Here is a 12,508-nt window from a genome sequence, read left to right as displayed (position 1 = left end):
TCTTTGCCATAAGCCAGAATCATGATGGCTAGGGAATCTCACGTCTGTCAAGCACGCGGGGCCCCGCGCCACCGTCGTTCGGTTCGACCGCCGGTTAGGCAATCTCGCTGGCCGCCCCGACCAGCGTTCCAACACGGGGCCGTGGCGGATACGGGTCGGGGCGAGCCGCTACCACTCACCCCGACCGATCCGTCCCGCCTACGATCTGTTTTATAAGCGGCGTAAGCCGCTTGCGGTGTGGGACTCAGCCTGCACCGCCGCCCCAACAGGGTCCCAAACGGCTCAGACGTCGCCTGGCGAGGACAGCCCCAGTGCCGTGTATTGGGCATACATAAGTCGGGGATCCCGGAGACCAGGCGGCGACGGTAACTCCCGCAGGGGGCCGCTACCCGCACCGCCACGCAAACCACTCGGGAAACACTCGCTCAGGTCCCAACCAACAACACCGCATTCTCGGGTCCCGCCTCGAGTTCGCCACGCTCGATTTGGTGGGCGATCTCGACCGTACGGCTGTTGACCGGGCACGTTCCGCCCAGTGTCTTGTTCGCGCTCACAACGAGGCCGTTCACCTCGTTGACCTCGCAGTGCCGATTCTTCAACCAATCCTGTAGCACGGTGGTCCTGGTCTCGGGACCCGACCATTTCCGGTACACGGCGTCGAGCATCACGTCGACAAAGCCCTCGGGATCTTCGGGATCAATCGCGTCGATCCCGAAGATCGGCACCACCTGGTGGCCGAGACCGATCGCGGCACGGATCGCCTCCTTGCCGGCGCGGATCATGAAGTCGTGCATGCCAGGTAGCTTTGCGGCTTGCAACAACGGAAGGTTGACGATGGCCGACGGGACCAGTTCGCCGGCATTGACGGCGAGCTTCATCCACTTCGCTGAGCGGATGTCGTCAACCACCTCGACCGCGCCGGCGTGCCGCAGGATCTCGGCCACCTCCGGTGCGCGCTCGTGTGCCTCCGGTGTAACGCCTCCGAGCGCGAACCACGACTCCGAGGCCGGAGTGTGCCGCTCGACGAGGCCGGGGACGTACATCGCCGCGCAGACCTCGATGACGGCGCCGAGCGTTCTGGCAGGGCCGAACACGTCGAGGACATCGTCGACGGTCATGCCGTTCTGCAGTCCGACGACCATGCCGTCGGACTTGACGTAGGGCTTGATCAACTCGCATGCCCAGCGTGTGTCGTAAGCCTTGACGAGCAGAAACACGAGATCGAATTGTTCGCGCAGCGTCGCAACCTCGCACAGGTGCAGGGCGCGCACTGACGTAGTGGTGGCGTCATATGGAGTTTTGACATGCACCCCGTCGGCGCGAATGGCCTCCACGTTCTCCGGCCATTGCTCGATGAACGTGACGTCCACACCCGCGCGCGCCAGGTCAGCGCCGATTCCGGCACCGTTGGCACCGGTGCCGAGCACGGCGATCTTCTTGATACTCACAGCAAGCTCCTGTTCCTACCAGTCGAGTGCGATGTACTTGCTCTCCGTGAACTCGAGCATTCCCTCGTGCCCGCCTTCACGTCCCAGACCAGACTGTTTGGTACCGCCGAAAGGCGCGGCGGGGTCGGACACCACGGGGCGGTTGAGACCCACCATTCCGCTGTCTAGGCGTTCGCTTACGGCCAGCCCCCGCGCGAGGTCGCCGGTGTACACATAGGACACCAGGCCGAATTCCGTCGCGTTGGCAAGAGCGATCGCTTCGTCCAGATCAGCGAACGGCACGACCGGGGCTACCGGGCCGAAGATCTCCTGGCCGAGGATCGCGGAGTCCTGCGCAACGTCGCCGAGCACCGTCGGCGCGTAGTAGTAGCCGGGTCGATCCGGCACCTCCGCTCCCACCACCGGTGTCGCTCCGTCGTCCAACGCCGTCTGCACCAGGCCTGCGACCTTGTCCCGCGTCTTGACGTTGACCAGCGGCCCGATGTCAGTGCCAGGATCGAGGCCGGGCCCCACGGTGAGCCCCGCCATCGCCGCGGCAAACCGCGAAGCGAACTCTCCCGCCACCGACTCGTGCACGAGAAAACGGTTGGCCGCTGTACATGCCGATCCCCCGTTGCGCAGCTTGGCCACCATGGCACCACTGACAGCGAGATCAAGGTCGGCATCGGCCAGCACGACGAACGGGGCGTTGCCGCCCAGTTCCATCGAGGCGCTGACGATGGATCGCGAGGCATGGCCGAGCAGGGTCCTGCCCACTTCGGTCGAGCCGGTGAACGAGACCTTACGAACGCGATCATCGTCCAGCAAGTGCGACGCCAGCGGGCCCGATTGCCGTGAGGGCACGACGTTGACGACGCCATCGGGCACTCCCGCCTCGGTCAGAATCCCCGCGATCGCCAGCGCGGTGAGCGGGGTCTCCGAGGCGGGTTTGAGCACGACAGAACACCCGGCGGCAAGTGCCGGACCGATCTTGCGGGTGGCCATCGCCGCAGGGAAGTTCCAGGGTGTGATCAGCAGGCTGACCCCGATCGGCTGCCGGAGCACCAAGATGTTGTTGGTGCCCGACGGCGCGGTCGCAACCGTGCCCGAGAGACGGACGGCCTCCTCGGAGTACCAGCGGAAGAACTCCGCAGCGTAGCTCACCTCCGCCCGAGCGTCGGTCAGGGACTTTCCGTTCTCCAGGACGATCAACTGCGCCAGGGCCTCCGCGCGTTCATGCATGAGGTCGTAGGTCCGCCGCAGCACATCGCTGCGCCGACGCGGGCTCGTCTCCGTCCACGCGCGCAGGGCGTCGGCTGCCGCATCGACCGCCCGTACCCCCGTGGCCACGTCACCGGCACCGATCTCGGTGATGGTCTTCTCCGTAGCGGGATCGACGACCGATATCACCTCCGCACCGGCAACGACCTCACCGCCGATGATCGGTGCCTTCGGGATCGGGCCGATGGCCCGCTCAATGTCAGCGAGAACATCCATAGTGCACATGACTTTCTGCGAGGGGGTCAGTATTCGTTGGCCACAAAGAGATTCTGGGCAGGGAAGAGAGTGAGGATCTGGGCGCCGTCGGCTGTCACGACGACCTCCTCCTCGATTCGCGCCGCGGAAACGCCGTCCGAGGCCGGACAATACGTCTCCAGCGCGAACACCATGCCCTCCTTGAGCTCAACGGGCTCGTTCATGCTGTTAAGCCTCGAGATGATCGGACGCTCATGAAGACCCAGCCCCAGGCCATGCCCGAACTGAAGCCCGAACGCGGCCAGCTCGTTGTCGAAGCCGAACTCCGTGGCCTCCGGCCATACGGCGGCGACCTCGTCGGTACCGACGCCCGGCTTGATCATCTCGATCGCCGCGTCCATCCACTCGCGTGCCTTGGCGTACGCGTCGTGCTGCGGTGACGTGGCGCTGCCGACGTTGAACGTGCGGTAGTAGCAGGTCCGGTATCCGTTGTAGGAATGGATGATGTCGAAGAACGCTTGGTCGCCGGGCCGGATTAGTCGATCCGTAAAGTTGTGCGGATGCGGGTTGCACCGTTCGCCGGAGATCGCGTTGATGGCCTCAACCTGGTCGGAACCGAGCTCGTAGAGCCGCTTGCTGGCCAGAGCGACGATGTCGTTCTCCCGGATCCCAGGCTTGAGGACGTCGACGATGTCCTGGTAGACCCCGTCCACCATGGCCGCCGCCTGGGCGAGCAGCATGATCTCGTCGGAAGACTTGATCTCCCGGGCGTCGAGCATGAACTGCTGCGCGTCGACCACATGCAGCCCCTGCTTCTCCATCTCGAATAGGAAGGGCGGCTCGACGATGTCGACCCCGATGGGCTCGTTGGCGAGGCCCGCTTCCTCAAGCAGCCCCTTGATCTCTCGCACAGCCGTTTCCATCAGGCCCGCGCTCGGCGCAACGGCGCCCCTCATACCGAGCATGCCCGGTCGGCAGTTCTCGTCCGGAAGCCAGTTCGAATAGAGTTGATGATGCCGGACAGCCGACCCGAAGTCCCACAGCCACGGCTCTGCCGCATCCCGGGTGAGCAGTGCATACCGGGTCATCTTGTCGCCCAGTGCGCCACCGATCCAGGTCTGCGTCGTGTACCGGATGTTGTAGAAGTCGAACAGCAGGAACGCGCCGCAGCCGCTGGCTTCCAGCGCTGCCTTCGCCCTGTTCAGCCGGTAATTCCGCAACCGGGCGAAGTCCACTCGCTCCTCGTAATCGACGGCGCTGTGCCCCGGGGCGGCAATCGGTCGTACGTTGGTCACGCGACGCCTCCTTCTGCGCGCAGGAACTGCGCAACCGCTGACTCGTCGTGCTCGCCATAACCGGCGCGCGAAGCTTCGCGGAAGATGGCCACGTTCTTCTCCGCTTGCGGAAGTTCGGCCCCGACATCCTCCGCCAGCTCCAACGCCAGCCGTAGATCCTTGATCGCGAGATCGAGCAGGAACGCCACCGGAGTCTCCGCCGGCCGCTCGAAGGCGGCTTGGCGGTAGGCGACGAATGGCGCGGCGATGGCACTCTCCAGGAAGACCCCGTACGCGGCCGTCCGATCGATGCCCGCCCGTTCCGCGAGCACGAGCGCCTCGGAGACCGCGTTGTTCAGCCCGTGCACCACGGTGTTGACGGCCAGCTTCATCGCCGCACCGGCCCCATTTGAGCCGAGGTGCACGATCTTCTTCCCGAGCGGGGACAACACCTGTTCCGCGGCCGCCACGTCGGCCTGCTCCCCCGCGCACAGGATCGTGAGCGTTCCGGATTCGGCAGCAGCCGTGCTTCCGGACACCGGTGCGTCAACGAACCGAAGCCCGCGCGCAACGGCCGCCTCCGCCAGTTTTCGTGTGGTCACCGGCGAAACCGTGCTCATACCGATGACCACGGTGCCCTCATCCGCGGCGGCGAACACGCCATCTGGTCCCGTGTGTACGGTTTCGACGACCGCGTCGTCGGCGAGCATCGAGATGACGAAGTCGGCGTTTTCGGCCGCCTTCGCGGGGGTGGCCGCGATCCGAGTACCATGATCAGCGGCGAACGCCTCAGCCTTACCGGCCGTGCGGTTCCATACGGCAACATCCAGTCCCGCGGCAACGAGCCGCGCCGCCATCGGCGCACCCATCCGCCCGAGGCCCAAAAAACCCACTGTGGTCACTGCACTCCTTCGTACAAACGTTTGCACACTTGCCTCGCAGACCCCGTGGCGGAGTCCGAAGGCCCGGACGGTCAGCGCCCGACCGCGTCCGGGGCGGCCCATGACTGCGGGGTTGTCTTCCCGGGCTGCGGCCAACCGGAGAACACTTCGGCATAGCTGTGCGACATGATCTCCAGCGTCGTGCCCCACGGATCACGGCAGTACACGAGCCGCCACGGCCGCCCCGGCACGAACGTCGAAATTGGACAGACCTGCCGACCGCCGTGCGCGACTACTCGTTGCGCGGCGGACACCACATCGGGGTCGGTGAAACAGAGATGCCACAGTCCTTGCCGCCAATATTCCATTTCCGACCCGCTCGGGACAACCTCGGGAACCAGAAACTGGAACAGCTCCAGCCCGACACCGGCCGCAGTCAGCATATGTGCCTGCGGCGACGAGGATGTGCTCCTCGCTAAGCAAACCTTTCATGGTTCCGCCTTTCGACCTGTTTGCGGCGGCCCGATCGCCCGGTGGCGGCTCCGGTGAGCCGTCAGCACTGGAGCTGCCGTGCTCCACCGCATTGTCATGATGTGGTGTGCGAATCGGTTATCCTTACTAGCCATGAGGGCACGGGTCACCTTGCACGATGTGGCGGCTCATGCCGACGTGCACATCGCCACGGTCTCGCGCGCGCTGAGCCCCGCGACGCGCGCGAAGGTTCACCCGGTGACAGCGCAGCGCATCGACGACGCGGTCCGCGCACTCGGGTACGCTCCGAACGCGCTGGCCCGCGGCCTGCGCAAGCAGCAGTCCGCTACTGTCGGCGTGCTGATCCCGGACTTCACCAACCCCCTTTACCCCCCGATGATCCGGGGAATCGAGAGCGTACTGCTCGGCCAGGGAATGACGGCCCTGATCGCGAACACCGACGGTGAACACGACAAGCAGCGCACAGCGTTCGAAACCCTCAGCGCCCGCCAGGTGGACGGATTCATCTTCACCACGGCGATGCGCGACGACCCCTTCCTGCGCGACGTACACGGGCAGGGCGTCCGCGCCGTCCTGCTGAACAGGACGACGGACGAGCCACTCTTCCCCGCCGTCGTCAGCGACGACGCGTCGGGGATCCAGCAGGTTTTCGCGCATCTTCGTAAGCTCGGCCACGCCTCTATCGCGCATCTCGCCGGCCCGGAAAACACGTCGGCCGGCCACGACCGCAGGCGTTGTTTCGAAGCGGCCGTCGCGCAAGCCGGCCTGGAGGCAACCGCGTGTCCGGTCGTGACCGGCGACGGTTTCACCATCGAGGCCGGCCGCCACACGATGCGGAACCTCCTCGACTCCGGGGCCGAGATCACTGCCGTGGTCGCCGGAAATGATCTGATGGCGGTCGGCGCGATGCGCGAGCTGCGCTCGCGCGGGATGACGTGTCCCGACGATGTCTCGGTCGCCGGGTACAACGACACACTCTTGTCCGCCGACATTGGCCCGGGCCTGACCACGGTGAGCGTGCCCTTGGCCGAACTCGGCAGGGCTGCGGCGGCCGCTCTGCTCGCGGACACCGCGACGCAGCAGCTGGTACGCCTGCCCGTCCACCTGACCGTCCGCGGTTCGACCTCTCAGCCACGTCTCCGGGCCCGCAAACGCGCCCGGAAGGCTCGTGCCTCGGGCACATATGGCCTTGAAGGGGAATAAGGCCGTCCGGTAGGAGGCTGGCACCATCGAGCCGGTGGTCACGGCGCACCGCTTTCCGCCACGCCGGTCCGCAGCGGACGAGAGATCGTCGCACGCGGATCGAGAAGCGTCTTGACCGCGAGCCGTTGGCCCTCACTCATCGGTCGGAGCACCTTGTCAACCAGATCCGTCATGGGTTCGACCCGAGGCGCGACGAGATGCCAGAGACCCCGGCCCCGCGCGACAAGTTCGACGGCGCGCGGAAAGTCGATCTCACGGACGAGGGCGTTCGTGCCGATGAGGATCTTCTCCTCCAGAGTGACCGCGGCAAGGTCGATCTCGACCGGAGCCTGCTGAATTCCGACCAGCACAATCCGGCAGCCTCGCGGCGATATACCGAGTGCCGAGAGCACCCCTGACCGGGAACCGCTCACCTCGAAGACGACCCGCAATTCGGCGTCACCGACGGCTTCGCGGACGTGGTGCTGGTCGCCCGCCCCTCCAGTGACCAGCACCGTCGCGCGAGCGCCCAGCCGCCCGGCGAGCGTCAGCCGGTCTGGGTCCATGTCGGTCGCGACGACGTCCGCACCGGACTGCGCGAGCGCGAACACGAGGAATGCCCCGATCCCGCCGACGCCCTGCACCAGTACCGTCTGCCCCGCCACCTCGCCGGCACGCGACACGTTGTGTACGGCGATCGACATGGGCTGGCACAGCGCAGCCTCGTCGAGAGTCAGCCGTATCTCATCTACGGCCAGGCAGTTCTCCGCCGGCGTCGCGACGTACTCGGCGAGCGCACCCGCGCGGTGCAGCCCCACTCCCGCGTACTGCATGCATTGATTCGATTGGCCACGACCACACGCGGCACAGCGCCCACACGCCACGGAGCCGCAGGACGCCACCCGCCGCCCGAGCCACGATTCGTCGACGGCTTCGCCGACCGCCACCACGGTCCCGGAGAACTCGTGTCCCGGCGTGATCGGGCCGACGTGGCCGGTAGCGGGGTGGGGCGCGTCGATGGGATGCAAATGCGGCCCGTGCGCCCACTCCGCCACATCCGATCCGCAGACGCCGACGGCGCCGACTTCCAGAAGCAACTCACCCGGGCCCGGGCGGGGCCGCGGGACATCCTCGAAGCGAATATCACGCTTGCCGTGGTAGACGGCGGCGTGCATGTGCCGGGTCATCGCGCTTCCACCTTGCCGGCGCTGGTGTTGAGGTGCGACTGCGACGAGCGGATGGAGTTCATCGGTCCGTCGACCGTGTAGTAGCGGTTCCCACCGGCCACGAGCAGGTCTTCGGCCGGGAACTTTGTGATCACTTCGCATCCGGTTTCGGTGACCACGAGTTCCTCCTCGATGCGCGCCGCGCCGATTCCGTCCTTGGACGGCCAGTAGGTCTCCAGCGCAAAGACCATGCCCGGTTCGAGGACCTCCGGATGATCGAGGGAGACCAGCCGGGAGAAGATCGGCTTCTCCCAGATCGACAGCCCTACCCCATGCCCGTACTGCAGGGCGAACGCCGCCTCCTCATCCGGGAATCCGAATTCCCGCGCAGTGGGCCAGACCGAGACGACATCCGCCGTCGTTGCGCCCGGGCGGACCGCCGCGATCGCACGGTCCATGTACTCACGGGCGATCTTGTAGGCGTCGCGCTGCGCGGGGCTGGCCGAGCCGACCGCGAACGTGCGGTAGTAGCAGGTCCGATAACCGTTGTAGCTATGGAGAATGTCAAAGAAGGCGGGGTCTCCGGGGCGGATGATCCGGTCCGAGTACACGTGGGGATGAGGTGCGCAGCGTTCGCCCGAGATCGCGTTCACCCCCTCCACGTACTCCGAACCGAGGTCGTAGAGCGTCTTGGCAACCAGTCCGACCGCCTCGTTCTCCCTGACCCCAGGGCGAAGGAACTCGTACAGCTTGTCGTACGCGGCGTCGACCATCGAAGCGGCGTGCGTGAGCATGCCGATCTCGTCGGGTGTCTTGATCCGGCGGGCCTCAAGAAAGATCTGCTGCCCGTCGACCACGGTGACGCCGACCGCTTCCAGGGCGGACAGAATCGGCAGCTCGACGACGTCGACGCCCAATGGCTCATTCGCCACGCCGAACTTCTCCAGTTCGCGCTTCACTTTCGCGGCCACGTTCTCCGCGATGCCTGCGGCGGGGTGGAACGCACCGCGCAAGATCGAGATGCCCGCACGTGCCCCGCTCTCGGCGCGTGGGCGAGTCGCACCGTGATGCGGAGCGTGGGGGTCGGCATCGGCCTCCGCCGTAGTCTCAGACAACCACGGGTTGAACAGCTGGTGGTGCTTGGCGGCCGAGCCGAAGTCCCACGAGATCGGGTCGGAGTTGCGCGTGATCAGGGTGAAGCGGATCAGCTTGTCCATCGCCCACGTCCCGATGTGGGTGGCGGTCATGTAGCGGATGTTGCCAAAGTCGAAAGCCAGCAGCGCGCCGACGTCGGACTTCTCGAGCTCGGCTTTCAGCCGTGCCAGCCGGTCACGGCGCATGCGGTCGACGTCGAGCCGGTTTTCCCAGTCCACGCTCATGCTGCCGTAAGTGGCCGTGCTCATAGTGAATTCCTTTCCGTTGCGCGTAGGCCGCTCAGCGGTCGAATACCGGGAGCTCGACGGGCGGCTGCGGAATGAACCCGCCGTGGCAAGCCATCTGGTCGTAGAGGTAGTCGTGTGATGTCGCGAGCACGGCGAGTGCGCCAGCGAGGTTCACGTGCGTCAACCGGCCGTCCCGTTTGACGATCCGCCCATCGACGAGAACCGTGTGGACATTGCCCGAGTTCGTCTGGGCGATGACCGCGCCACAGGGATCGTGCCGGTTCCAGCCGGCCTGGCTGATCCCGCTCATGTCGAGCAGCACAATGTCCGCCCGCTTGCCGGGAGTGAGACTGCCCGTCACGTCATCGACGCCCGCCGCGCGCGCACCGTTGATGGTGAGCCACCGCAACGCGTCGCGGGTCGTCCACCGCATCCGGGTGGGTTGTCGCGACTGTGCGTACTCCGGCTGGTCCTCACGCCACCGCGTCACCTGGAGCACCAGGCGCGCATGCGAGATCATGTCGCCTCCGGTGCTGCTCGTGCAGTCGATGCCCAGGCTGGGCCCCGGAGTGTGTTCGGTGGCTTCACGGATCACCGGGAAGCCCATGCCCATCTGCATCTCGGTTTCGGCACAAACCGAGACCGTGGTTCCCGTGTCGCGCAGCAGCTTCCACTCTTCCTCGGTGGTGAAAGTGGCGTGCACGAGCAGTAGATCCTCGTCGAGGAGACCATGGGCGTGCAGTACCTCGATGTCCTTGAACAGGTTGCGCACGAGAACCTGGTTGGAATGGAACGTGATCCGAGCGCCCAGCTCGCGCGCGAGCTCGAATTCCTGACGCACCTCTTCGATCGGGGCGATCGCAAGCTCCTGCGGTGCCACTGCGAACCGGAGCAACTGGTTCTCACTGGCGAAGTACTCTTCGCGGATCGCACGAGCCAGGGCCGCCCGCCAGCCGAAGCCACCGTCCCGCTCCGGTGCTCCGCCTCGACGAGGATCCTCCGACCACGTATTGGCGGTGACGGGAACAAGACCGTGCCCGTACAGCGCGCGTACCCCGGAGTCGCGCAAACCCGTCACCGAAGCGTGGGCATGGGCTTCGGTGAGGATGTTGTGGCAGTAGTCCACTACCGTTGTCACACCGGAGTTGAGGCAGTCCAGACCGCCCGCGTAGTTACCGGCGTACATGTCCTCCGCGCGGTACTTGGTGGCCATCTGCAACCGGAAACCCCGAAGGTAGTCAGGGATATTGCCGTCGGCGAGAATTCCCCGGAGGCCGGTTTGCCACGTGTGCCGGTGCGTGTCGACCAAGCCCGGAATCGCGATCATCGACGAGGCGTCGATCCGCTCGGCGTCACGAACATCGAGTCCGGGACCGATCTCGGCGATCGCTCCGTCCTCGACGAGGATGTCCGCCCTGGCGAAGTCGCCGAGCGTTTCGTCCATTGTCACGACCGCGGCATCCTCGATCACAACGCGCATAGGGCTCACACCCCAACCTCGGACATGCCCCGGCGCGGGGCTCGTGGCGAGGTCCCGTACGGCCGCTGCCCCGGCCATGAACGGCACGGGTGGGGACCAGAGAGTGAAAGCACCATTGCTGGACTCCTTGGAGTGTGTCACGCCTCGATGCGCAACGTTTGCATGAGCGCTGGCGTTCATCGTAGGTGAACGCCGGGAGTATCGACAAGACGGAAAAGTAGAACGATCACTCGAACACGGTCACGTCTCAGGCAAGCTCGTAGTCGACCACGGCACGCGCGGCGATCAGCGGACTGATCGCCTTGGCCGCCCGCACATGTTCGGGGTGCTCCTGGTAGCTCGCCAGGTCGTCGGCGGACGCGAAGTCGGAGACGAGCACGGCGTCCCAATGTCCTTTGACCAAGCCTAGTTCCACTCCGACATGCAACTCCTGGATCTGCGGAACGAGCCCGACCAGCGACTCGAGTTCACGCTTGATGGTCCGCGCGTCCTCGCCGCGCTCGGCTTCGTCGTGGGCGACAAGTTCAAAGGCCACGATGTGACGGATCATGATTGGACTCCCTCGGATCGATCGGGACTACTAGCGGATACCGTTCACTAATGCTTAACATCAGTACAACGGGCGACCGCCTGCGACCACCTCACGAAAGGCGTGCCGTGACGATCTCGGATGCGACCAGGACGAAGCGGATCCTGATTCTCGGCGCCGGCGCGAATGGCGCCTCGATCGGCGCCGACCTCACCAGGGCGGGCCTCGACGTGCTGCTGGTCGATCAGTGGCCCGAGCACGTGCAAACGATACGCAAGGATGGCCTGCGAGTCGAGCTGCCCACGAGAACGGAGCGAACCGAGGTACGTACTGCGCACTTGTGCGAGGTAGCGACCTTCCGCCACAAGTTCGACATCGTGCTGATGCTGATGAAGGCCTACGACTCACGCTGGGCGGCTCATCTCATCGCCCCCTATCTGGCCGATGACGGGCTACTGGTCGGCGTGCAGAACGGCATGACGGTGGACACGATCGCGGACGTGGTCGGCCCCGAGCGCACCCTGGGTTGCGTCATCGAGATCACGTCGATGATGTTCGATCCGGGCGTGGTCGAACGACATTCACCACACGATCGATCGTGGTTCGCCGTGGGCAGCATCGATCCCGCGACCGCCGGGCGCGAGCGCGAGGTTGCCGAGCTCCTCGAACTCGTCGGGTCGGTCGAGGTCGTGGCGGACATCCGGGCGACCAAGTGGATGAAGCTGGTCAGCAATGCGACCACCCTCGTGACCACTGCCATTCTCGGGTTGCCGATGCTCGAAGCGGTCGCGCTGCCGGGGATGCGTGATCTGATGCTGCGATCCGGACAGGAGGCGCTGGACGCCGGTGCGGCGCAGGGGTACCCGGTCCTGCCGATCTTCGGTCTGGGGCCCGCGGACGTCGGGGAGCCCTCTCGGGTGGTCGAGACGCTGCTCGACACCTTGCTGGGTGGTTTCGTGCTTCCCAGCAGCAAGACCACGATCCTCCAAGACTGGATCAAGGGTAGGCACAGCGAAGTCGACGACATCAACGGCCAGGTGGTACGCGAACTCGCCCGGGCCGGGGAGGCGAGCCCGGTCAATTCCGCCGTGGTGGAGGTCGCGCACCGGATCGAGCGCGGCGACGTGAAGCCCTCGCCGGATAACCTGGCCTTGCTTCGGGAACTGAGCCGGACGTGAATCACACGAGGGGCGGCCCGGTGCCGCCAACCGACTGGAGG

The 12,508-nt window shown here is 65.8% G+C and carries 10 protein-coding genes and 1 pseudogene; 2 read left to right on the top strand and 9 right to left on the bottom strand.

All coding sequences use genetic code 11. The features are described 5' to 3' along the window. Positions 1 to 425 precede the first annotated feature (425 nt). The 5 genes and pseudogenes from BJ970_RS39590 to BJ970_RS23115 form a co-directional block, all read right to left on the bottom strand. The gene (locus tag BJ970_RS39590; protein WP_184728187.1) at positions 426 to 1,448 is read right to left on the bottom strand and encodes a ketopantoate reductase family protein; all 1,023 of its coding nucleotides are present in this window, start codon (positions 1,446 to 1,448) and stop codon (positions 426 to 428) included. 15 nt (positions 1,449 to 1,463) lie between these two features. Then, positions 1,464 to 2,924 (bottom strand): NAD-dependent succinate-semialdehyde dehydrogenase, encoded by a 1,461-nt coding sequence (locus BJ970_RS23130; RefSeq protein WP_221467281.1) that lies wholly within the window; start codon positions 2,922 to 2,924, stop codon positions 1,464 to 1,466. 26 nt (positions 2,925 to 2,950) lie between these two features. Next, positions 2,951 to 4,198: a M24 family metallopeptidase gene (locus BJ970_RS39585; protein ID WP_221467280.1), complete on the bottom strand. Its 1,248-nt coding sequence runs from the start codon at positions 4,196 to 4,198 to the stop codon at positions 2,951 to 2,953. After that, positions 4,195 to 5,181 carry an NAD(P)-dependent oxidoreductase gene (locus BJ970_RS23120; RefSeq protein ID WP_281399474.1) on the bottom strand — a complete coding sequence of 329 codons (987 nt, stop codon included), beginning with the start codon at positions 5,179 to 5,181 and terminating at the stop codon, positions 4,195 to 4,197. The genes BJ970_RS39585 and BJ970_RS23120 overlap by 4 nt, the downstream gene beginning before the upstream one ends. Continuing rightward, positions 5,151 to 5,504 (bottom strand): annotated as a pseudogene (locus BJ970_RS23115) (VOC family protein); the annotation flags it as partial. The pseudogene BJ970_RS23115 and the gene BJ970_RS23120, both read right to left, overlap by 31 nt. A gap of 178 nt (positions 5,505 to 5,682) precedes the next feature. Here BJ970_RS23115 and BJ970_RS23110 point away from each other — a divergent pair. After that, entirely contained in the window at positions 5,683 to 6,753 is a 1,071-nt protein-coding gene (locus BJ970_RS23110) for a LacI family DNA-binding transcriptional regulator (RefSeq protein ID WP_184728183.1), read from the top strand. Positions 6,754 to 6,791: 38 nt separating this feature from the next. Here the strand turns inward: BJ970_RS23110 and BJ970_RS23105 are convergent, their stop codons facing one another. From BJ970_RS23105 to BJ970_RS23090, 4 genes are all read right to left on the bottom strand, one after another. Next, positions 6,792 to 7,919, bottom strand: coding sequence for a zinc-dependent alcohol dehydrogenase (locus tag BJ970_RS23105; protein WP_184728182.1), 1,128 nt, complete (start codon positions 7,917 to 7,919; stop codon positions 6,792 to 6,794). Further along, positions 7,916 to 9,301, bottom strand: a complete 1,386-nt coding sequence (locus tag BJ970_RS23100) for a M24 family metallopeptidase (RefSeq protein ID WP_184728181.1) — start codon at positions 9,299 to 9,301, stop codon at positions 7,916 to 7,918. The genes BJ970_RS23105 and BJ970_RS23100 overlap by 4 nt, the downstream gene beginning before the upstream one ends. Positions 9,302 to 9,332: 31 nt before the next feature. Continuing rightward, positions 9,333 to 10,760: an amidohydrolase family protein gene (locus BJ970_RS23095; protein ID WP_184728180.1), complete on the bottom strand. Its 1,428-nt coding sequence runs from the start codon at positions 10,758 to 10,760 to the stop codon at positions 9,333 to 9,335. Positions 10,761 to 11,007: 247 nt separating this feature from the next. Beyond that, positions 11,008 to 11,310, bottom strand: a complete 303-nt coding sequence (locus BJ970_RS23090; RefSeq protein ID WP_184728179.1) for a Dabb family protein — start codon at positions 11,308 to 11,310, stop codon at positions 11,008 to 11,010. A 2-nt stretch (positions 11,311 to 11,312) separates the two neighbouring features. Here BJ970_RS23090 and BJ970_RS23085 point away from each other — a divergent pair, with 2 nt between their 5' ends. Then, positions 11,313 to 12,467: a ketopantoate reductase family protein gene (locus BJ970_RS23085; protein ID WP_221467279.1), complete on the top strand. Its 1,155-nt coding sequence runs from the start codon at positions 11,313 to 11,315 to the stop codon at positions 12,465 to 12,467. Positions 12,468 to 12,508: the final 41 nt, after the last annotated feature.

The sequence above is a fragment of the Saccharopolyspora phatthalungensis genome, assembly GCF_014203395.1.
GTDB classification, from domain to species: domain Bacteria; phylum Actinomycetota; class Actinomycetes; order Mycobacteriales; family Pseudonocardiaceae; genus Saccharopolyspora; species Saccharopolyspora phatthalungensis.
Note: the sequence above shows the minus strand (reverse complement) of the source record. Positions and strands in the feature narration are given on the sequence as shown.

What these genes read in the sequence shown, in the direction of transcription:
- BJ970_RS23095 (WP_184728180.1), bottom strand. Translation starts at nt 10,760, where the DNA reads ATGCGCGTTGTGATCGAGGATGCCGCGGTCGTGACAATGGACGAAACG.
- BJ970_RS23110 (WP_184728183.1), top strand. Translation starts at nt 5,683, where the DNA reads ATGAGGGCACGGGTCACCTTGCACGATGTGGCGGCTCATGCCGACGTG.
- BJ970_RS23120 (WP_281399474.1), bottom strand. Translation starts at nt 5,181, where the DNA reads ATGGGCCGCCCCGGACGCGGTCGGGCGCTGACCGTCCGGGCCTTCGGA.
- BJ970_RS23090 (WP_184728179.1), bottom strand. Translation starts at nt 11,310, where the DNA reads ATGATCCGTCACATCGTGGCCTTTGAACTTGTCGCCCACGACGAAGCC.
- BJ970_RS23130 (WP_221467281.1), bottom strand. Translation starts at nt 2,924, where the DNA reads ATGGATGTTCTCGCTGACATTGAGCGGGCCATCGGCCCGATCCCGAAG.
- BJ970_RS23100 (WP_184728181.1), bottom strand. Translation starts at nt 9,301, where the DNA reads ATGAGCACGGCCACTTACGGCAGCATGAGCGTGGACTGGGAAAACCGG.
- BJ970_RS23105 (WP_184728182.1), bottom strand. Translation starts at nt 7,919, where the DNA reads ATGACCCGGCACATGCACGCCGCCGTCTACCACGGCAAGCGTGATATT.